The organism is Martinezella lusitana (assembly GCF_010668395.1).
In the GTDB taxonomy this organism is placed as follows: Bacteria; Pseudomonadota; Alphaproteobacteria; order Rhizobiales; family Rhizobiaceae; genus Rhizobium; species Rhizobium lusitanum_A.
Map to the genome: position 1 here is coordinate 60,692 of NZ_WUEY01000027.1, position 20,698 is coordinate 81,389.

A 20,698-nucleotide genomic window follows, 5' to 3' on the forward strand; every position below is an offset into this window, starting at 1 on the left:
ATAGTCCGCATCGATCTATCATTCAAATAGCGGACCGGTTTCTTTATTATATGCGAGAAACCAACGCTTACGCGAAGAAACCCGCTTTCAGGACCACCGTAACATGCGCCTATCATTTCTTCCTATCTTCGTTTTCCTGATGCCCCTGGCCGAAATCGCCGGGTTCATCGTTGTCGGAAAGATGATCGGCGTCTGGGCGACGCTGGGACTCGTCATCCTCAGCGTGGTTCTCGGTGCCGCCCTTCTGAGAATACAGGGGATCGGCATTCTCCAGCGCATCTCAGCCGAAAGCCGCAATGGCGGCGATCCCGGCCGCGAGATGGTGCATGGCGCCATGATCGTCGTCGCCGCCTTCTTCCTGATGCTGCCCGGCTTCATATCCGATATCATCGGCCTGCTGCTGTTCATTCCGGCCGTGCGCGATCTCGCCTGGAAAATGCTGCGCAAGCGTATCGTCGTCGTCGGCAATTCGCGCGCCTTCCGGCGCGGACAGGGGCCAGGTGCCGGCCCCCAGGCCAGACCGCAGAACCCTGGAACGGTGGTCGATCTGGACGAAAACGATTTCCATCGCGAGCCGAACCGGAACTCGCCCTGGTCCGATCAGAAGCGGCTCGGAGACTAGGATAACGGCAACCAAGCGCCGGGCCATAAGGGTTGTAAGCCCCTATTCGAAATGCTAGATGGCGACACCCATCGACGTGAGAGGACACCCCCATGGCCAACGAGACCAACGGCAACGGTGCAGCCAGCCCGAGCCTCAGCATCCTTGCTCAGTACACCAAGGATCTTTCCTTTGAAAATCCGGGTGCCCCGCGCTCGCTTCAGGCCCGGGAAAATGCTCCCGACATCAATATCAACGTCAACGTCAATGCCAATCCGCTCTCGGATTCGGATTTCGACGTCGTGCTGACGCTGAATGCCGAAGCCAAGGACGGCGAGCGCGTTCTCTTCCACACCGAGCTGGTTTACGGCGGCGTTTTCCGCGTCACCGGCTTCCCTCAGGAACACATGCTGCCGCTGCTCTTCATCGAGTGCCCGCGCCTGCTGTTCCCCTTCGCGCGTCAGATCATTGCCGACATCACCCGCAATGGCGGCTTCCCGCCGCTGATGATCGACCCGATCGATTTCGCGCAGATGTTCACGCAGCGCATGGCCGAAGAACAGGCCCGCGCCCAGGTTTCGGCCGTTCCGAACTAAGCCTGACCCTTTCCAGCTGGAAACAGAAATGCCCGGATCATCGTCCGGGCATTTTCTTTTGTATGCTTGGGAAGGCGCTCTATTCGGAAGCGCGATATTTGGACCAGATTCCCTTCGCGCCGAGCTTGGCGACCAGTGCGGCGTGAGCCTCCAGCTCTTCCCCGCTCAACCGGCTCGGCAGCGGATTGGGCCGCGCAAAAATATCGGCAACGATATCCTCCGCATCATCATTCTGACGGGACCGCGCCGACGAGCCGTTGCTGCTGCCGAGACCGAGTGCCGTCTGTCGGCCGCCGATCATCTCGATATAGACCTCGGCCAGCAATTCCGAGTCGAGCAGCGCGCCGTGCTTCGTGCGGTGCGAGTTGTCGATGCCGTAGCGACGGCAGAGCGCATCCAGCGAATTCGGGCCCATCGGATGCTTGCGGCGGGCCATGGCGAGCGTATCGATCACCATGTCCGGCAGAATCGGCGGGCGGCCGAGCCGTGCGAATTCCGCATTGACGAAGCCCATATCGAAGGTGGCGTTGTGCGCGATCCATTTGGCATCGCCGAAAAAGTCGAGGATTTGGTCTGCGACCTCCTCGAAGGGCGGCTTGTCCTTCAGCGATTCATCGGTAATGCCGTGCACGGCAAGCGCATCCGGATGAACCTTGCGGTCGCCGGGATTGATGAAGAGATGCAGCGTATTGCCGGTCGGGAAATGGTTTATCAGCTCTATGCCGCCGATTTCGATGATGCGGTCCGCCCTGTTGTCGAGACCGGTGGTTTCCGTATCGAAAATGATTTCGCGCATGTCGGGGTTCCGCTTTCCTATTCCTCGACCGGCGGCTTGCGCCGCAGATCCGCAATGATTTCTCTCACCTGTTCGCGAGCCGCATCGATGCTTCCGCCGGTATCGATAATATAGTCGGCGCGCGCCCGCTTTTCCGCATCCGGCGTCTGCCGGGAGAGAATCATGTTGAATTTTTCCTCTGTCATGCCCGGCCGGGCAAGCACTCTTTCTCTCTGAATCTGTGGATCGCAGCTGACGACGACGATCTTGTCCAGTCTCTTGTCGGCGCCGGTCTCGAACAGCAGCGGGATATCCAGCACCACCATATCGACGCCGGCCTGCCGATGACGCTCGAGAAACCGGAGCTCGCGCTCTCGAACCAGCGGATGGACGATGTCTTCGAGACGCTTGAAACCGGAGGGATCGCCCGCAAGTTTTCGGCTGAGCTCCTGCCGGTCGACCTTGCCGCCGCTGGTCGTGCCAGGGAAAGCGGCCTCGACCAGGGGGACCGCTTCGCCGCCGTAGAGATCATGCACGACCGCATCGGAATCGTTCACCGGAATTCCGGCATCGGCAAAGAGTTTCGCCGAGGTCGACTTTCCCATGCCGATCGATCCGGTGAGCCCGATCCTGATCATCAGTGCTTGTCCATGTCGGCGATAATCAAAGCCCTCAGGGTTTCATCGACCGCCGGACGTTTTCCGAACCATTTTTCGAAACCGGGCACGGCCTGATGTAGGAGCATGCCCAGACCATCGACGGTGGCAAAGCCCTGCTCCTCCGCCTGGGCCAGAAGCGGCGTCTTCAGCGGCACATAGACAATGTCGGTAACGACCGCCTGCCGCGCAAGAGGCGAGAAGTCGATCCGGGGAGCCGCTTCGCCATCCATGCCGAGCGACGTCGTATTGATGAAGAGGCCGGCACCCCGCATGGTTTCGCCGAGAGCGGCCATCGGATGGGCATGAACCCGTTCGCCGAAGCGATCCGCCAGTTCCTGTGCCCGCTCGACGGTGCGGTTGACGACGTGAATTTCCTTGAAGCCGCGATCGCGCACAGCCTGGATCACGGCGCGGCTGGCGCCCCCTGCTCCGAGGATGACGGCGCGATCACTGCGGTCCCAACCGGGATGGCGCTCATCGAGGTTCGCCGTGAAACCGCGGCCGTCGGTATTCGTCGCGTGCAGCAGCCCGCCCTCAAGCCAAAGGGTATTGGAAGCGCCAAGTTCTTCCGAAAGCTCGTCCGGTCGATCGGCGAGTTTGAAGGCTGCTTCCTTGTGAGGGATCGTGACATTGCCGCCGACGAAACCGCCGGTGCCGTCTTTCAGGGATGCGATGAAGGCAGCGAAATCCTCGACTGCCACTTCATGCGCGCGATAGCTGCCGGCCAGATCGAGCTGCTTCAGCCAGTAACCGTGGATCAGCGGCGAGCGCGAATGCCTGACCGGATAACCCGTTACGAAAGCGTTTACGCTTTGTGTTTCACGTGAATCATCCATCGATCGTCCCCAGTTCACGCAGTTTTTCGAGAAGCGGCAGCATCGGCAATCCGACGATCGTGAAATAGTCGCCGTCGATTTCGGAGAACAGCTGAATGCCCTCACCCTCAAGCTGGTAGGCGCCGACGCTCGACAACGCTTTCTCACCCACCCGGCCGAGATGCCGGTGGATGAAATCGTCCGAAAGCGCCCGCATGGTCAGATTGGCGTGCGACACATGCTCCCAGATGATGTCGCCATTGCGCGCCAGGGCGATGGCGCTGTTCAGGCGATGGGTCTCATTCGACAGCATCCGCAGATGATTCTCTGCATCCGCCATCGTTTTCGGCTTGTGAAAGACCCGGGTGCCGAGCGACATGGTCTGATCCGAACCGATGACGAGCGAGCCTGGAAAGCGATCGCTGACTTCCTTTGCCTTGGCCTTGGCCAGAACGAGCGCGACCGCATCCGGCCCCGCGCCCTCGCGTTCCAGCGGAGTTTCGATCGCGCGCTCGTCGATATCGGCCGCAACGGCCTGGAAATGCAATCCCGCATTTTCCATCAGCATGCGCCGGAACGGGCTGGATGATGCGAGGATAAGGGGCACGGTCATGACGGCTGCCTCCGAGATAATGATGTGCAGCGCTTAGCGCAGCTTGGGACGCAGGGCAACAATGGCGGCTGCGGTCTCCTCGATCGACCGGCGCGTGACGTCGATGATCGGCCAGTTCTGCCGTGCGCAGAGCGACCGGGCATATTTCAGCTCCTCGGAGATGGATGCTCGATCCGTATAGTCGCCGCGATCGAAACCGGGTGTCGTGCCGAGGATGCGGTTTTCCCGGACTTGCGAGATCCGGTCCGTCGTCGCTACCAAGCCGACGATCAGAGGCTTCGTCGCCTTTATGAGGCTTTCCGGCAGCGGCACGCCATGCACGATCGGTATGTTTGCCGTCTTGATGCCGCGGTTCGCCAGATAGATGCTCGTCGGCGTTTTCGAGGTGCGGCTAATGCCGATGATGACGACATCGGCATCGTCATAGTCATCGGGCATCTGGCCGTCGTCATGATCCATGGTGAAGTTCAGCGCTTCGATGCGGGCGAAATAGTCCGCGTTCATCACATGCTGCGCGCCGACGCGACGACGCGACGTTGCGCCGAGATAGGTCTGGAAGACGTTCATGACCGGTTCGAGGACATTGACCGAGGGAACGCCCATCTCCCGGCAACGCTCGGCAATGAAATCGGCAAGCTCACGATCGACGATCGTGTAGAGCACGATGCCCGGACTATGATCGATCGCTTCGAGAACCGGCAGAAGCTGCTTGCGGTTTCTGATCAGCGGATAGACATGCTCGATGGGCTGGCTGGCATGGAATTGCACCGAAGCGGCACGGCCGGCGGAGATGAGAGTCTCTCCGGTTGAGTCAGAAATCAGATGCAGATGGAAGAAGCTTGTCCGGTTTTCCACGCTACTTTCCGTCACCTGTTGATATCTCGGGAGAAAAGAGAGGTACGAGAAGGGGGTGGTCCTGGGCAAGTGGAAAACAGCCGAGTTTTCCACATTTGGAGTTTTCGGGAGACGACTTTCGCGGTGGCTGTGGGCAATGTGGACAAGTTCGGAAGCACCATGCCTATCCCTGACTTATCCCCAGGGCGTGACTAGCTGGATTTCCCTGCAAGCATCTCAAAAGATTGAAAAATTGCAGCCATTTTCCACATATCGACTTATCGCTGCGAAATCTTTGCAAATTCACGCGCGAGCCGCGACAAATTGGACAGGCAATGGATGAACTTTAATCCTTGCTACTCACCGACTCTAAGAAATAGAAACCTTTTAATATATGTTTGGTTTTATATAGGACGACGTCTGTGACCGATGAGTGCCGGAAGATCCTGCGAGTGTTGAGCGGAGAAACGCTCACTCCTCCCCCTCTCTGGCTGATGAGACAGGCAGGCCGTTATCTACCGGAATATCGCGAGACACGGGCCAAGGCCGGAAGTTTCCTCGATCTCTGTTACACCCCCGACCATGCTGTGGAAGTGACGCTGCAGCCGATCCGTCGCTATGGCTTCGACGCCGCCATTCTTTTTTCCGATATCCTGGTCATCCCCGATGCGTTGAAACGCAACGTTCGTTTTACCGAAGGGCATGGGCCGGAAATGGATCCGATCGACGAGGCCGGTATCCTTGCGTTGAAGCCGGAGGGGATCATCCCCCATCTGACGCCGGTCATGGAAACGGTGCGGCGGCTGCGGCGGGAATTGCCGGCGGAGACGACGCTTCTCGGTTTCTGCGGCGCGCCCTGGACCGTTGCGACCTACATGATCGCCGGGCACGGTACCCCGGACCAGGCCCCTGCCCGGCTGTTTGCCTATCGCTACCCGAAGGCTTTCGAGCATTTGCTGACGCTGCTTGCCGAAATTTCCGCCGATTACCTCGTGGCGCAGATCGATGCCGGCGCGGATGCCGTGCAGATTTTCGATTCCTGGGCCGGCGTCCTCGGCGAGAAGGAATTCGAGGCCTTTGCCGTGAGGCCGGTCGCCAGGATGATCGCCTCGGTCAAGGCTCGCCGGCCGCAGGCGCGGATCATCGCGTTTGCGAAGGGTGCGGGTTATTTGCTGAAGACCTATCGCCAGAAGACGGGCGCGGATGCCATCGGTCTCGACTGGTCGGTGCCCCTGGCTTTCGCTCAGGAGCTGCAGAAGGATGGCCCGGTGCAGGGGAACCTCGATCCCATGCGGGTCGTCGCCGGCGGCAAGGCTCTGGAAGACGGCATTGACGACATCCTGCAGCGGCTCGGAAACGGCCCGCTGATCTTCAATCTCGGGCACGGCATCACACCACAGGCGGATCCGGCCAATGTTGCCAGGCTCGTCGAGCGCGTGCGGGGATGGGGGAACTGATGACGATGGAAAAGCAGACGGATTCGGCTCCAGGCCAGCGTGCGGGACGGCGCGCCTATTTCATGATCCTGATATTTGCCGCTCTGGCGATCGGCCTCTTCGCCTGGCATCCGGCGGATCTCTATCTCTGGATCAAGGCGCTTCACATCATCGCCGTCATCTCGTGGATGGCCGGTATGTTCTATCTGCCGCGGCTGTTCGTCTACCACACCGATGCCGAGCCGGGCTCGCAGCAATCCGAAACGTTCAAGGTGATGGAACAGCGGCTGCTGCGTTACATCATCACGCCGGCGATGATCCTGACCTGGATCTTCGGGCTCTATCTCGCCTGGTCCGTCTATGATTTCCAGGGCGGCTGGCTGCATGCCAAAATCGGACTGGTTGTGCTGCTATCGGCCGTTCACGGCCACTTCAGCAGTGCGGCGCGCGCCTTTGCCCGCGACGAGAACAAGCATTCTGCGCGTTACTGGCGGCTGATGAACGAGGCGCCGACGCTTCTGATGATCGCGATCGTCATTCTGGTGGTCGTGAAACCGTTTGCGTGAGGTGGGGCTGTTTTAGGCCTGACGTTAAATTTCCTTCATTTTGCGTGCCCCCCTTGCGGTTCAGAAAGTGAGTCGCTATTTTCCCGCCATCTTCTCTTCGTGGCATGTATCCATTCTGTCGCCCGCGAACGCCCCTGTCGCGGTTCTGAATACGAGCAACATTGCCTTTCCCTTCCAAAAAAATGAGTAATTCCCTTCATGGCTGAAATGAAGCTTCAGGAACTGAAAAATAAATCCCCGACCGATCTCCTGGCCTTTGCCGAATCGCTCGAGGTCGAAAACGCCAGCACGATGCGCAAACAGGAACTGATGTTTGCAATTCTCAAGGTGTTGGCGAGCCAGGACGTGGAGATCATCGGCGAGGGCGTCGTCGAGGTTTTGCAGGACGGCTTCGGATTCTTGCGTTCCGCCAACGCCAACTACCTTCCCGGCCCGGACGATATTTACATCTCCCCCTCCCAGATCCGCCGCTTCTCGCTGAAGACGGGCGACACGGTCGAGGGGCCGATCCGCGGACCGAAGGAAGGCGAACGCTATTTCGCACTGCTGAAAGTCAACACCATCAATTTCGACGATCCTGAAAAGATCCGTCACAAGGTTCACTTCGACAACCTGACGCCGCTCTACCCGAACGAGCGTTTCCGCATGGAACTCGACGTTCCGACGTCGAAGGATCTTTCGCCGCGCGTCATCGATCTCGTGGCGCCGCTCGGCAAGGGCCAGCGTGGCCTGATCGTCGCGCCGCCGCGTACCGGTAAGACCGTTCTGCTCCAGAACATCGCCCATTCCATCACCGCCAATCATCCGGATTGCTACCTGATCGTTCTGCTGATCGACGAACGTCCGGAAGAAGTGACGGATATGCAGCGCTCCGTTCGCGGCGAAGTCATCTCCTCCACGTTCGACGAGCCGGCGGTACGCCACGTTCAGGTCGCCGAAATGGTGATCGAAAAGGCCAAGCGTCTTGTCGAGCATGGCCGCGACGTCGTCATCCTGCTCGATTCGATCACGCGCCTCGGCCGCGCCTACAACACCGTCGTTCCCTCCTCCGGCAAGGTCCTGACCGGTGGTGTCGACGCCAACGCCCTGCAGCGCCCGAAGCGCTTCTTCGGCGCAGCCCGCAATATCGAAGAGGGTGGCTCGCTGACCATTATCGCGACGGCGCTGATCGATACCGGCAGCCGCATGGACGAAGTGATCTTCGAAGAATTCAAGGGTACGGGTAACTCGGAAATCGTGCTCGACCGCAAGGTTGCCGACAAGCGTATCTTCCCGGCCATGGATATCCTCAAGTCCGGTACGCGTAAGGAAGACCTGCTGGTGCCGCGCCAGGATCTGCAGAAGATCTTCGTCCTGCGCCGCATCCTTGCGCCGATGGGCACGACGGATGCGATCGAGTTCCTCATCGACAAGCTCAAGCAGACGAAGAACAATCCGGATTTCTTCGAATCGATGAACACCTGATCCTTAGCCGGATTCCTCAATCTGCCATTTTGACGGTGAAAATAGACTGTTATGATCGGGCTGCCTCTGGTGGCCCGATTTCCGTTTAGACGAAGCAAACGACAACCATCAAGGCCAACCGACAATCGATTCGGATGCGGACCAATTTCATGCCGATAGTCAACGACACGATTTATGCGCTCTCCAGCGGCGGCCTTCCGGCCGGTGTCGCGGTGATTCGCGTGAGCGGCGCTGCGGCGTTTGCCGTCGCGGAAGCCGTGACGGGTCCGCTGCCGGCGGCACGAATGGCGACGCTTAAAACGATTCGCACTCGTAACGGTCTCACAATCGATCGCGGTTTGGTTCTGGTCTTTCCCGGGCCGGCTTCGTTTACGGGCGAGGATTGTGTCGAGATTCACGTCCACGGCGGCAAAGCGGTCGTCAACGCCTTGCTGGATGAACTTTCGACCTTCGATCGATGCCGCCTTGCCGAGCATGGTGAATTCTCGCGACGGGCGCTGGAGAATGGCAAGATGGATCTGGTGGAGGTTGAAGGCCTTGCCGATCTTATTGCGGCCGAGACGGAAATGCAGCGTCGGCTTGCCCTAGAACACGCGGCCGGCGGGCTTTCCGAGCTTTACAATGCCTGGGCGGATCGCCTGACGCGGTCTCGTGCCTTGATCGAGGCCGAGTTGGACTTTGCCGACGAGGAGGATGTGCCGGGTTCCGTGTCGGACCTTGTCTGGGAAGATATGGAACGGCTGCGTTCCGAACTTTCGGACCATCTTGCCGGCGCGCAACTTGGCGAGATCATTCGCGATGGGCTGAAGGTCGTCATAGCCGGACCGCCGAATGCGGGTAAATCCAGCTTGATGAATGCGCTGGCAAAGCGGGAAGTAGCGATCGTGACGGATATCGCCGGCACGACGCGCGACGTTCTGCATGTCGATCTCAATATCGAAGGATATGCCGTTCGGCTTTACGATACCGCCGGTTTGCGGGAAACCGAGGAAGTTGTCGAGCGCGAGGGGATACGTCGCGCGCTCATGACCGTCGCCGATGCTGACCTGGTTTTGTCGCTGGCCGAAATCGGCGATCGTCCTCAACTGGATTTTCCGGGATTTTCCGGCAAAGTGCTGACGCTGGGTACCAAGAGCGACATACATGCAGGGTCGTCCATAGACTATGACGTGCTCGTCTCATCCTCGTCGGGGGTTGGGCTGGAGCAACTGCACAAGCTGCTTCGCCAGGATCTGAGCGATCGGTCTGAAGCGCTATCGCTGGCCCTACCCAGCCGCTTGCGCCATCGCACTCTTCTCGGCGAAAGCCTCGCCGCTGTGAAAGCCGCGCTCGCTGCCGGGGATAAGGGGCTCGATGTGAGGGCGGAGTATCTGCGCCGGGCTGGCAACAGCCTGGGTCGCATAACGGGACGCGTCGATGTGGAAGATCTGCTGGATGTGATCTTCTCGGAATTTTGCATTGGCAAATGATTCACGTGAAACATATGATCGGTTGGCATCTACCGACGTTTCACGTGAAACCTTCTTGACTCCTGAAATTGGTGTGCCAAACAAGCGGCACGACCGAGGACTTGGTGATGCTCGACAAAACATATGATGTGATCGTCGTGGGTGGCGGCCATGCAGGGAGCGAAGCTGCTTCCGCTGCTGCGCGGCTCGGCGCCCGCACGGCACTGGTGACGCACAAGCGCGATACGATTGGGGTGATGTCCTGCAACCCTGCCATCGGTGGCCTTGGAAAGGGTCATCTGGTGCGCGAGATCGATGCGCTCGATGGTTTGATGGGACGCGTTGCCGACGCGGCCGGTATTCAGTTTCGCATGCTCAACCGCAAGAAAGGCCCGGCGGTGCGTGGTCCGCGCACGCAGGCGGATCGCAAACTCTATCGTCTGGCGATGCAGGCCGAGATCGCCGAGATCGGCAATCTCGATGTCATCGAGGGAGATGCTTTCGATCTCGCCTTCGAGCATGGTCGCGTGTCTGCGGTAACCTTGAAAGATGGCCGCATGATCCGTTGCGGTGCGGTCGTTCTGACGACAGGCACCTTTCTTCGCGGTCTTATTCATATCGGCGATAAGAAAATCCCGGCAGGCCGCGTCGGCGAAGAGCCCTCTATCGGTCTGTCGGCTACCCTGTTGCGGCATGGTCTTGCCCTCGGCCGTTTGAAGACTGGGACACCGGCCCGCCTCGACGGCACCACCATCGATTGGAGTGCTGTCGGAAGACAGGGTGCGGACGAGGATCCGACACCTTTCTCCTTCATGACCGATGCTATCGTGAATCCGCAGATCGAATGCGGGGTTACCCGGACGACGCCGGAGACACACAAGATTATTGCCGAGAACCTGAAGCGCTCGGCCATGTATTCCGGTCAGATCGAAGGTGTCGGGCCACGCTACTGTCCCTCCATAGAGGACAAGATTGTCAAGTTTGGCGAGCGCGACGGTCATCAGATCTTTCTTGAGCCCGAAGGTCTGGACGATACGACGGTTTACCCGAACGGTATATCGACCTCCCTTCCTGAGGAGGTGCAGGAGGAGTTCATCAAAACCATTCCGGGGCTGGAACGAGTCCGGATCCTCCAGCATGCTTATGCGATCGAATATGATCATGTCGATCCGCGCGAGCTGAAGCTTTCCCTGGAGGTCGAGAAGATTCCTGGCCTTTTCCTGGCTGGCCAGATCAATGGTACCACCGGATATGAAGAGGCTGGCGCCCAGGGTCTCGTGGCGGGATTGAACGCTGCCCGGTTTGCCACTGGCGGCAAGGCGATCGAGTTCAGCAGGACAGATTCCTATATCGGAGTCATGATCGACGATCTGACCTCCCGCGGCGTTGTGGAGCCCTATCGGATGTTTACGTCGCGTGCGGAGTATCGCCTCTCGCTTCGCGCTGACAATGCGGATGTGCGCCTTACGCCGGTCGGTCTTTCCATAGGCTGCGTCGGTTCCCGGCGTGCGTCGCGTTTCGAGCGCTATATCGAGATGCTTGATCAGGCGCGTGTCCAGTTGCAGGCACTGACTGTCACGCCAAATGAGGCCGATAGGGCCGGGATGCATCTCAACAAGGATGGCCAGCGACGTTCTGCCTATGAACTTCTTTCCCATCCCGGTCAGTCTGTTGAGACCCTGTCGCGGCTTTGGCCGAACCTGCGGTCTCTTGAGCGCAATGTTGTCGAGGCTATCGAGATCGAGGCGGCCTATGCTGTTTATATGGATCGCCAGACAGCCGATATCGTTCAGGCCCGGCGGGAAGAAGAGCGCGCTATCCCCGCGGAGTTCGACTTCGCCGTTCTTTCCGGATTATCGAATGAGTTGAAGCAGAAGTTGGCGGCAGCCCGCCCTAAGAACATCGCGCAGGCATCCCGTATCGATGGAATGACTCCGGCGGCGATTTCTTTGCTGCTGGCTTATCTGAGGAAATCGAACGCAGCTGACGAACAAAAGCTGGTTTCCTAGCACTGCAAGGTTTGAGAGTCCAAAATATGGAATTGAACGGTGTGCGTGTTTCACGTGAAACACAAGAACGGCTGCAGCATTTTGCCCAGCTCTTCCAGAAGTGGGCGAAGACCATCAATCTTGTCGCCCCCTCCACGATCGATGACCTTTGGCGTCGCCATATTGCCGATAGCGCTCAGATCTTTCAGCTCCATCCCTCAACGGATCACTGGGTTGATCTGGGCAGCGGCGGCGGGTTTCCGGGTGTAATTACGGCGATTCTCCTGGCGGAACGGAATGCCGGGCATGTCGATCTGGTCGAAAGCAATCAGAAGAAAGCGGCCTTCCTGCGGGTATGCCTAAGGGAGTGCGAGGCTCGCGGCACGGTCCACGCTATTCGAATCGAAGAGGCGCCAACGGTTATCCAGCAATGCGACGTGATTTCGGCGCGGGCGCTTGCGGAACTTGAGTTGCTGCTGGATTACGCAGCACCTTGGTGCGAGCGCAATGAAAATCTGCGTCTTCTGCTGCATAAAGGCAGGGATTACGAGCGGGAGCTGGAGAAAGCCCGTGGTCGTTGGGAATTCGATCTGGTAAAACATCGGAGTGTCGTCGAGCGAGATTCCGTCATTCTGGAACTGAGTCGCCTTCGGCGCCTGATTTAACTAACCATAGTTGGACATGCGGCAGATGATCGGCGAGCGAAACCGGATTATTACCATCGCAAATCAAAAGGGCGGCGTCGGCAAGACGACCACCGCGATCAACCTGGCGACGGCTCTTGCCGCCATCGGTGAGCGCGTGCTGATCGTCGATCTCGATCCGCAGGGCAATGCCAGCACGGGTCTGGGCATCGAACGGCGGGATCGAAAGCAGTCATCCTACGATTTGCTCGTCGGCAGTCATACGATCATGGAGACGGTTCAGGAAACTGCCGTGCCAAATCTCTTCATCGTCCCTTCGACGATGGACCTGCTCGGTATCGAGATGGAGATTGCACAGCAGCCGGATCGCGTCTTCAAACTCCGGCGGGCGTTGAATGCCTCCGAGGCCCTGGCCTTTTCCTATATCCTTGTCGATTGCCCGCCATCGTTCAATCTGCTGACCATGAATGCCATGGCGGCGGCGCATTCCGTATTGGTGCCGCTGCAGTGCGAATTTTTCGCCCTGGAAGGACTCAGCCAGTTGCTGGAGACCGTCGATCAGGTTCGGCGTACGGTCAATCCGTCCCTCGATATTCAGGGTATCGTCTTGACGATGTTCGATTCCCGCAACAATCTGGCACAGCAGGTTGTCAGCGATGTTCGGACGCATCTTGGGGAAAAGGTCTACCATACGTTGATTCCGCGCAACGTCCGCGTGTCCGAAGCGCCTTCCTACGGTAAGCCCGCCATTCTTTATGATCTGAAGTGCGCGGGCAGCCAGGCCTACCTGCAGCTGGCTTCGGAAGTGATTCAGAGAGAACGGCAGCGCAAGGCTGCCGCCTGATGTAATATTTGTTCCAGAGTGAGTATCGGCGATGAATGATGATCTTTCGAAGCGGCGTCTCGGGCGCGGGTTGGCGGCTCTCATCGGTGAGATGGATCAGCCGACGCCGGTGGATGCCGGAAGGCCAGCCGTCAATCCCGATCGCCTGGTGCCGATCGAGTTCATCAGCCGGAATCCGCGAAATCCGCGGCGCTATTTCGACGAGACCGAGCTTCACGACCTCGCCAGCTCCATTCGCCAGCATGGCATCGTTCAGCCGGTCGTAGTTCGCACCGTTTCAACGGAGCGCTATGAAATCATAGCCGGCGAAAGACGCTGGCGCGCGGCGCAGCTTGCGGGCTTGATCGAGATCCCGGTGATCGTTCGCGATGTCGATGACAAGACGGCGCTTGAAATTGCTATCGTCGAAAACGTACAGCGTGCCGATCTCAATCCGCTCGAGGAAGCGCTTGGCTATGAGCAATTGATCGCTGAACATGGCTATACGCAGAACGACCTTGGCGAGATCATCGGCAAAAGCCGCAGCCATGTCGCCAACTCCTTGCGTTTGTTGAAACTTCCCGATCCAGTGCGGGATATGCTTGCTGCCGGCAGCCTCTCCGCCGGCCACGCGCGCGCCCTGGTATCGACCTCGGATCCGACGACGCTGGCACGCACCGTCGTTTCCAAGGGAATGTCCGTCCGCGATGCCGAGCGGCTGGCGCAGAACGACATCAAGGCGCAGAACGATCCCCGCCCGGCCGGTGTTCGCAGGGATGAAAAGGATTCTGATACGCTGGCGCTGGAGCGCACCTTGTCGGACACGCTTGGGCTCGACGTTTCAATCAATCATCGCGGCAACGGCGGCCAGGTGAAGATAAGCTACAAGACGCTGGAGCAGCTCGAAGAGATCTGCAGGCTATTGGAACGGCGTTAAGCGGCCTTCCGGTCCCCGCAAGCGCAGCAGGGTCTAGGATAGAACTGAATCAGCGTTGCCCCTGCCCTCCCGCAGACCATTTTTCGTGAAACATCAGCCCTTGCGCGCCGACTGCAGCGTCGTCGCCAGCAAGGTCTGCGTGGCAATGGTGTCCTCAAGGCTGGCGCGCTGGCGCGTCTGAAGAATGGCGGATTGCAGCCTGTTCATTTCACGCGCGATGGCGGGTGCGGTCCAGCTCTTCAGGGCCTGTTCGATAATAGGTTTGCGTCTGAAATGAAGGTGGCGGCCAAGCGACTGCATCACTTGCGCGGGGGCCAGCCGTTTTTCATCCATCTCGGCCCGCATCGTATCCAGCATCTGAAATTGCCTCAGGCAGCCCTGCAGCACCAGAAACATGGGGGTCTTCGAGGAAGCGATCTTCTGCATGGCGTGAAGGAAGGCTTCGGAGTCGCCTTTCAAAATGGCATCGACGGCGTCGTCGGCGGAAATGGCGCTGGCATCGCCGATGATTTCGAGGACATGCTGTTCCTCGATCATTCCCTGACCGCGGCAGTAAAGCGCCAGCTTGCGCACCTCGTTGCGCGAGGCGATGCGATCGCCGCCGAGAAGCTCCAGCAATGCCTGGCGTGCGGCCGGGGCAATGCGCAGTCCCTCATTTGCCAGCTCAGTATCTATCAGGTTGTTGAGAGCCCTGGCATCGTCGGCATAGCAGGGAATGGTCGCGACGGTGCGAGCCGGCTCCGAAACCTTGCGCAGTCCGGATCCCTTCTTCAGATCACCGGCCTCGATGATGACGAAGCTGGACTCGGGCGGGTTGCCGGCAATGATCTGCAGCGAATCGACCAGCGCCTTCTCGTTGGCGGCGCCGCGAATCCAGACGAGCTTTTCGCCGCCGAAAAGGCCGATGGCGTTGACTTCATCCAGAAGACGGCCGGCGTCATTCTGCAGGTCACCGACGTCGAGCTTGATGAGGGAAAAGGCGTCGTTCAGATCGACACCGGTCTTGCCCGCGATCTGCGCGGCACGCTCGGAAACAAGGCCGCGATCCGGCCCATAGATCACGAAGATCCGATAGTTTCGCGCGGCATTTTGGAGGAATCCGTCGAATTCGTGAGACTTGATTTCCGCCATGCCGCGCTCTTGCTCAGCGGCTGAGCGCAGCTGCGATATCGGCAGCGATCATCTCGGCGACTTCTCGAGCAGCTTTGTCTTCCGAATTGAGAATTGCGCGCTGCTTGGCGAATTCCTGGGTCGGGAAGTCGACGAGCGACGTCACCGAGCGGCTGCCCGATTTGAGCACCTTCCCCGTGCCGATGTCCTTCAGCGTGAAGGAGGCGGTTACGGTCGTGCGGCCTGCTGCGGATGTATCCGACGACGGCAGGTAGAGGACGCCGCCGGTGCCGGATGTAACGCTCAGCACAACATTGTACTTCGGCGTCTTCGTCTCGCCCGCGCCGCGTCCGGCGATGAAGACCAGCTGATTGCGAACTTCCTGGCTGACGCGCGTACCGACGTCGGAGAAGGACACTTCCGACAGCTTCTGCGTAACGCCGGTACTGACAGCATAGAGCGGGCGAACCTGGCAGGCCGACAGAAGGCCGGCAACAGCCACCAGGGATGCAACGCCGGCGATGCGGGCAAACTTGAAAAGACTATCAGACGACAATGTTTACGATCCTCTGTGGAACGACGATGATCTTCTTTGGCGCCTGACCATTCAATGCGCTCTTGACAGCATCCAGGGCGAGCACGGCCTGCTGCACGGCATTCTGATCTGCATCGCGCGCGATTGTCAATTCGGCGCGCTTCTTGCCGTTGACCTGAACGGGATAGACGATCTCGTTCTCTGTAACGAGCGCTTCGTCATAGACCGGCCATGCGCTGGTGGCGATCATGTGCGTGTTGCCGAGCGCGGCCGAGCATTCTTCGGCCAGATGCGGCGTGATCGGCGCGACGAGCGCAATCAGGATTTCAACGGCTTCGCGGACGGCGGAGCGATAGGCAGCGTCAGCCTGGCCCGCCGCGACCTTGCCCAACGGAGCCGCCAGCGCATTGACGAATTCGTAGATGCGCGCCACGGCCTTGTTGAAGGCAAGCTTGTCGTAGTCTCCCTGAACCGCCTTCAGCGTGCGATGCGCGATCTGCGAAATCGCCAGCGCCTCGCCTTCCTTAGCCGGATTCGATTCGGCCATCTTCAGGATATCCGCAGCTTCGGACACCAGGCGCCACATGCGCTGTGTGAAGCGATGCGCACCTTCGACGCCGGCTTCCGACCAGATCACGTCGCGGTCGGGCGGCGAATCCGAAAGCACGAAGAAACGCGCGGTATCGGCGCCGTAGGAGGCGATGATATCGTCGGGATCGACGACATTCTTCTTCGACTTCGACATCTTCTCGATCGAGCCGATGGCGATGTCCTCGCCGGTCTTAAGCAGCGTGGCGCGGCGTTGGCCGTCCACTTCCTCAATGCGGATATCGGCCGGCGACACCCATTCGCGCGTCAGGCCGCTGCCACGGCTATAGGTCTCGTGCACCACCATCCCTTGCGTGAACAGGCCCTTGAAGGGCTCCTTCACGTCGAGATGGCCGGTTTCGCGCATGGCGCGGGTAAAGAAGCGCGAATAGAGCAGGTGCAGGATCGCATGCTCGATGCCGCCGATATACTGGTCGACCGGCAGCCAGTGGTTGGCGGCCGCCTTGTCGGTCGGCTGGTTTTCCCACGGCGCGGTGAAGCGGGCGAAATACCAGCTCGAATCGACGAAAGTATCCATCGTATCGGTTTCACGCCGCGCATCCTTGCCGCATTGCGGGCAGGCGACATGCCGCCAGGTGGCGTGCCGATCAAGGGGATTGCCCGGCTGATCGAAGGTGACATCGTCGGGCAGCCTGACCGGCAGATCCTTTTTCGGCACCGGCAGCACGCCGCAATCGTCGCAATGGATGACCGGGATCGGGCAGCCCCAATAGCGCTGACGGGAAATACCCCAGTCGCGCAGCCGGAAATTCACCTTGCGCTCGGCCTGCGGCACATTGCCGAGGCTGGTGCCGGAAAGCTTCGTTGCGACCGTCTCGAAGGCTTCCTCGGTGCTCATCCCGTCGAGGAAGCGCGAGTTGATCATCACGCCATCGCCGTCATAGGCGACGTCGCCGACGCTGAAGCTTGCGGCATCGCCATCTCGCGGCATGACGACGGGCACGACAGGCAGGCCGTACTTGCGGGCGAAATCCAGGTCGCGCTGGTCACCGGACGGGCAGCCGAAGATAGCGCCCGTGCCATAGTCCATCAGCACGAAATTGGCGATGTAGACAGGCAGCTCCCAGGACGGGTCGAAGGGATGGCGGACCCGGATGCCGGTGTCCATGCCCTTCTTCTCGGCGGTTTCGAGCGCGGCCAGCGAGGTGCCGGCACGACGGCATTCCTCGCAGAAGGTCTCGATGGCCGGATCCCTGGACGCGGCTTCCTTGGCAAGCGGATGGTCGGCCGAGATCGCCAGGAAGGATGCGCCGAACAGCGTGTCGGGCCGTGTCGTATAGACGCTGATCTCACGGTCGCTGTTCGGTGCCGTTTCCGGCACGATTTCCCAGCGGACGGTCAGGCCTTCGGAACGGCCGATCCAGTTCTTCTGCATCAGCCGCACTTTTTCCGGCCAATGATCGAGCGTATCCAGGGCGTCCAGCAACTCCTGGCTGAATTCCGTGATCTTGAAGAACCATTGCGTCAGCTCGCGTTGCTCGACGAGAGCGCCGGAACGCCAGCCGCGCCCGTCGATGACCTGCTCGTTGGCGAGAACGGTGTTGTCGACCGGATCCCAGTTGACCTTGGACTTCTTGCGATAGACCAGGCCCTTTTCCATCATGTCGATGAAGAGCATCTGCTGGCGATGATAGTAATCGACGTCGCAGGTCGCGAACTCACGGCTCCAGTCGAGCGACAGGCCCATGGCCTTCAGCTGGGTGCGCATCGAGGCGATGTTCTGGTAGGTCCATTCCTTCGGATGCACCTTGTTGTCGCGCGCGGCGTTTTCCGCCGGCATGCCGAAGGCGTCCCAGCCCATCGGATGCAGCACGTTGTAGCCGCGGGCGCGCTTGTAGCGGGCGACGACATCGCCCATGGCATAGTTGCGCACATGGCCCATATGGATGCGGCCCGACGGATAGGGAAACATCTCCAGAACGTAGTATTTCTCACGCGGATCTGTGTTGTCGGTGACGAAGACCTCTTCTTCGTTCCATTTTTCCTGCCACCGGGGCTCGGCATCACGCGGATTATAACGTTCGGTCGTCATCTGATCTTGTATTCCGGAAAATCATGGGGAGTCAGGCGTGACCTTCATCACGAAACCACCCAAGCGTCAAGTTTAGCGGGTGCAGCAAGTGCTTTATCTTGCAAAGCAAAGCCGGATTCGGACGAATGCGCCCTTGGCAAAGCCTGCCTGCCTCATTACTGCAGAGGTTGAGAAGCAAGCGAGAATATCGAGGCGAAGAGATGGAACTTCAAGAGCGTCTGAACGAAGTCCGTTCCCATATTTCGGCGGCCGAGCGTCAGGCCGGCCGCCCCGATGGCGCCGTGCAGCTCGTTGCCGTTTCCAAGACGTTCGACGCCGATCAGATCCGCCCGGCGATTTCGGCCGGCCAGCGGGTGTTCGGTGAAAACCGCGTGCAGGAAAGCCAGGGCAAGTGGCCTGAGCTGAAGGCTGAAACGCCGGGAATCGAGCTGCACCTGATCGGCCCGCTGCAATCGAACAAGGCGGCCGACGCGGTGGCGCTGTTCGACGTCATCGAAACCGTCGACCGGGAAAAGATCGCGCGTGCCGTCGCCGATGAAATGAAGCGGCAGGGCAAGGTCGTGAAGCTCTATGTGCAGGTCAATACCGGGCTGGAGGCGCAAAAGGCCGGGATCGCACCGGACGACACGGTCGCCTTCGTCGATCTCTGCCGCAAGGAGCTGGGGCTTTCGATCGAAGGCCTCATGTGCATTCCGCCGGCGGAGGAAAATCCGGGGCCGCATTTTGCGCTGCTTGCCAAGCTTGCCGGGCAGGCAGGTGTCGAAAAGCTCTCCATGGGCATGTCGAGCGACTACGAAATCGCCGTCGCCTTCGGCGCGACGAGCGTCCGGGTCGGTTCCGCGATTTTCGGCGCGCGGTAGATTCTGTCGAAAATAAAAGCCACGCTACCCGCCCTCGTGGTTCGAGGCTACGGCCTCACGATGAGGGCTAACCTTTTGCGCACGTCGTCATACAGAATTGGGTTCCATCGAGAGCGGTGCTTGCTCCATCCTCACCCTGAGGTGCGGAGGCTGTAAGCCGAAGCCTCGAAGGGCGAGGATGGCCTCTGTCTTCCGACAAAAAAGCCCCAGTTTTTCACCGGGGCTTCGCAAATCTTCGATAAGACCGAATATCAGAACTGATCGTCGTCTTCGTCGTCGCGCGTCGTCGACTTCAGCGACTTGAGCTTGGCGAAAACGGCGTCGGCGTCGATTTCCTTTTCCTTGGGCTCGTCACGCTCATAGCTGAAGCCGAGCTTCTCGGTTTCCTGGGCGGGCTGCAGCGTCGCGCCGAGTTCGGCGGCGGTCGGCAGCGGACGGCCCTTGGCGGCCTTTTCGACTTCCATGTCGAGGTCGATCTGGCTGCAGAGGCCGAGCGTTACCGGATCCATCGGCGCCAAGTTGGCGGAATTCCAATGCGTGCGGTCGCGGATCTGCTCGATGGTCGACTTGGTGGTGCCGACGAGGCGGGAAATCTGCGCATCCTTCAGTTCCGGATGGTTGCGCACCAGCCAGAGGATGGCGTTCGGGCGATCCTGGCGCTTGGAAACCGGCGTGTAGCGCGGGCCGCGGCGCTTGGATTCCGGCACGCGAACTTTCGGCTCAGAAAGCTTCAGCTTATGGTTCGGATTGCCTTCGGCGCGGGCGATTTCATCGCGCGTCAGCTGGCCGGTCGAGATCGGGTCGAGGCCCTTGATGCCCTGTGCTGCTTCACCATCGGCAATGGCCTTCACTTCGAGCGGATGCAGCTTGCAGAACTGCGCGATCTGGTCGAATGACAAGGCTGTATTGTCGACAAGCCAGATGGCGGTTGCCTTCGGCATGAGCAATTGTTGAGCCATGGATATAGTCCTTCTGTCAGTCCGCGCCGGTGTCGCGGTCCGGGGTGTAACACCACAATGTCCGGGAAATACGGCCCTATATAACGATAGTGTCGCGGAATTGCAATTCTTTGCGCATGAAATGCACTTTGTCCAATTGCTGTCGTAGTTTGACCTGCTATTGATTGAGCGGAAAGAGCACCCACAATTGCGTGAGAGGGTGTGAGGATTCGAGGAGGAGACTATGTCGGAAAAGATTCATCCGGTGACGAAACCGGTCAAGGCGCGTGCCCTGATCGATCAGGCGAAATACCAGAAATGGTATCAGCAGAGCGTCGAGGATCCCGACAAATTCTGGGGCAAGCACGGCAAGCGTATCGACTGGTTCAAGCCCTACACCAAGGTCAAGAATACG

At 59.5% G+C, this 20,698-nt stretch carries 21 protein-coding genes; 12 read left to right on the plus strand and 9 right to left on the minus strand.

Features of this window, described 5'->3' with window-relative positions; genetic code table 11:
* Positions 1–103 precede the first annotated feature (103 nt).
* Together GR212_RS32300 and secB are read left to right on the plus strand one after the other, a co-directional pair.
* Positions 104–622: an FxsA family protein gene (locus GR212_RS32300; RefSeq protein WP_163993308.1), complete on the plus strand. Its 519-nt coding sequence runs from the start codon at positions 104–106 to the stop codon at positions 620–622.
* Positions 623–714: 92 nt separating this feature from the next.
* Entirely contained in the window at positions 715–1,197 is a 483-nt protein-coding gene (gene secB / locus GR212_RS32305; RefSeq protein ID WP_163993310.1) for a protein-export chaperone SecB, read from the plus strand.
* A 79-nt stretch (positions 1,198–1,276) separates the two neighbouring features.
* Here secB and dnaQ read toward each other — a convergent pair whose 3' ends face one another.
* The 5 genes from dnaQ to GR212_RS32330 are packed head-to-tail and all read right to left on the minus strand — an operon-like array spanning position 1,277 to position 4,914.
* Positions 1,277–1,993, minus strand: a complete 717-nt coding sequence (dnaQ, locus tag GR212_RS32310; protein WP_163993312.1) for a DNA polymerase III subunit epsilon — start codon at positions 1,991–1,993, stop codon at positions 1,277–1,279.
* A gap of 17 nt (positions 1,994–2,010) precedes the next feature.
* Positions 2,011–2,610 carry a dephospho-CoA kinase gene (gene coaE, locus GR212_RS32315; protein ID WP_163993314.1) on the minus strand — a complete coding sequence of 200 codons (600 nt, stop codon included), beginning with the start codon at positions 2,608–2,610 and terminating at the stop codon, positions 2,011–2,013.
* On the minus strand, positions 2,610–3,467 hold the full coding sequence (locus GR212_RS32320) for a shikimate dehydrogenase (protein ID WP_163993316.1): 858 nt from the start codon (positions 3,465–3,467) through the stop codon (positions 2,610–2,612). The genes coaE and GR212_RS32320 overlap by 1 nt, the downstream gene beginning before the upstream one ends.
* Positions 3,460–4,059: a Maf-like protein gene (locus GR212_RS32325; RefSeq protein ID WP_163993318.1), complete on the minus strand. Its 600-nt coding sequence runs from the start codon at positions 4,057–4,059 to the stop codon at positions 3,460–3,462. Before GR212_RS32325 ends, GR212_RS32320 begins: the two co-directional genes overlap by 8 nt.
* Before the next feature lie 33 nt (positions 4,060–4,092).
* Entirely contained in the window at positions 4,093–4,914 is an 822-nt protein-coding gene (locus tag GR212_RS32330; protein WP_163993321.1) for a pyruvate, phosphate dikinase/phosphoenolpyruvate synthase regulator, read from the minus strand.
* A gap of 401 nt (positions 4,915–5,315) precedes the next feature.
* Between GR212_RS32330 and hemE the strand changes: the two genes are divergently transcribed.
* The 8 genes from hemE (at position 5,316) to GR212_RS32370 (ending at position 14,199) form a co-directional block, all read left to right on the plus strand.
* Complete coding sequence (gene hemE, locus GR212_RS32335; RefSeq protein ID WP_163993323.1) at positions 5,316–6,350, plus strand: uroporphyrinogen decarboxylase; 1,035 nt, start codon at positions 5,316–5,318, stop codon at positions 6,348–6,350.
* The gene (gene hemJ, locus GR212_RS32340) at positions 6,350–6,895 is read left to right on the plus strand and encodes a protoporphyrinogen oxidase HemJ (protein WP_204326850.1); all 546 of its coding nucleotides are present in this window, start codon (positions 6,350–6,352) and stop codon (positions 6,893–6,895) included. The genes hemE and hemJ overlap by 1 nt, the downstream gene beginning before the upstream one ends.
* Positions 6,896–7,093: 198 nt before the next feature.
* Positions 7,094–8,359 (plus strand): transcription termination factor Rho, encoded by a 1,266-nt coding sequence (gene rho / locus GR212_RS32345; protein WP_028753790.1) that lies wholly within the window; start codon positions 7,094–7,096, stop codon positions 8,357–8,359.
* 149 nt (positions 8,360–8,508) lie between these two features.
* Positions 8,509–9,828: a tRNA uridine-5-carboxymethylaminomethyl(34) synthesis GTPase MnmE gene (mnmE, locus tag GR212_RS32350; protein ID WP_246726151.1), complete on the plus strand. Its 1,320-nt coding sequence runs from the start codon at positions 8,509–8,511 to the stop codon at positions 9,826–9,828.
* 107 nt (positions 9,829–9,935) lie between these two features.
* A complete protein-coding gene (mnmG, locus tag GR212_RS32355; RefSeq protein ID WP_163993327.1) occupies positions 9,936–11,816 on the plus strand; it encodes a tRNA uridine-5-carboxymethylaminomethyl(34) synthesis enzyme MnmG in 1,881 nt (626 codons plus the stop codon).
* 26 nt (positions 11,817–11,842) lie between these two features.
* Complete coding sequence (gene rsmG / locus GR212_RS32360) at positions 11,843–12,460, plus strand: 16S rRNA (guanine(527)-N(7))-methyltransferase RsmG (RefSeq protein ID WP_163993328.1); 618 nt, start codon at positions 11,843–11,845, stop codon at positions 12,458–12,460.
* A 25-nt stretch (positions 12,461–12,485) separates the two neighbouring features.
* Entirely contained in the window at positions 12,486–13,283 is a 798-nt protein-coding gene (locus GR212_RS32365; protein WP_163993349.1) for a ParA family protein, read from the plus strand.
* A 31-nt stretch (positions 13,284–13,314) separates the two neighbouring features.
* Complete coding sequence (locus GR212_RS32370) at positions 13,315–14,199, plus strand: ParB/RepB/Spo0J family partition protein (RefSeq protein ID WP_163993331.1); 885 nt, start codon at positions 13,315–13,317, stop codon at positions 14,197–14,199.
* A 93-nt stretch (positions 14,200–14,292) separates the two neighbouring features.
* Here GR212_RS32370 and holA read toward each other — a convergent pair whose 3' ends face one another.
* The 3 genes from holA to leuS are packed head-to-tail and all read right to left on the minus strand — an operon-like array spanning position 14,293 to position 18,485.
* The gene (gene holA / locus GR212_RS32375) at positions 14,293–15,330 is read right to left on the minus strand and encodes a DNA polymerase III subunit delta (RefSeq protein WP_163993332.1); all 1,038 of its coding nucleotides are present in this window, start codon (positions 15,328–15,330) and stop codon (positions 14,293–14,295) included.
* Positions 15,331–15,343: 13 nt separating this feature from the next.
* Entirely contained in the window at positions 15,344–15,865 is a 522-nt protein-coding gene (gene lptE, locus GR212_RS32380; protein WP_163993335.1) for an LPS assembly lipoprotein LptE, read from the minus strand.
* Positions 15,855–18,485, minus strand: coding sequence for a leucine--tRNA ligase (gene leuS / locus GR212_RS32385; RefSeq protein ID WP_163993337.1), 2,631 nt, complete (start codon positions 18,483–18,485; stop codon positions 15,855–15,857). The genes lptE and leuS overlap by 11 nt, the downstream gene beginning before the upstream one ends.
* A gap of 200 nt (positions 18,486–18,685) precedes the next feature.
* On the opposite strand from leuS, the gene GR212_RS32390 reads away from it, so the two are divergent.
* Positions 18,686–19,345: a YggS family pyridoxal phosphate-dependent enzyme gene (locus tag GR212_RS32390; RefSeq protein WP_163993338.1), complete on the plus strand. Its 660-nt coding sequence runs from the start codon at positions 18,686–18,688 to the stop codon at positions 19,343–19,345.
* A 251-nt stretch (positions 19,346–19,596) separates the two neighbouring features.
* Here the strand turns inward: GR212_RS32390 and GR212_RS32395 are convergent, their stop codons facing one another.
* Entirely contained in the window at positions 19,597–20,304 is a 708-nt protein-coding gene (locus tag GR212_RS32395) for a DUF1013 domain-containing protein (protein WP_163993340.1), read from the minus strand.
* A gap of 223 nt (positions 20,305–20,527) precedes the next feature.
* Between GR212_RS32395 and GR212_RS32400 the strand changes: the two genes are divergently transcribed.
* Positions 20,528–20,698, plus strand: a 171-nt coding sequence (locus tag GR212_RS32400; protein WP_163993342.1) for an acetyl-coenzyme A synthetase N-terminal domain-containing protein, incomplete at its 3' end; no start/stop codon positions are given.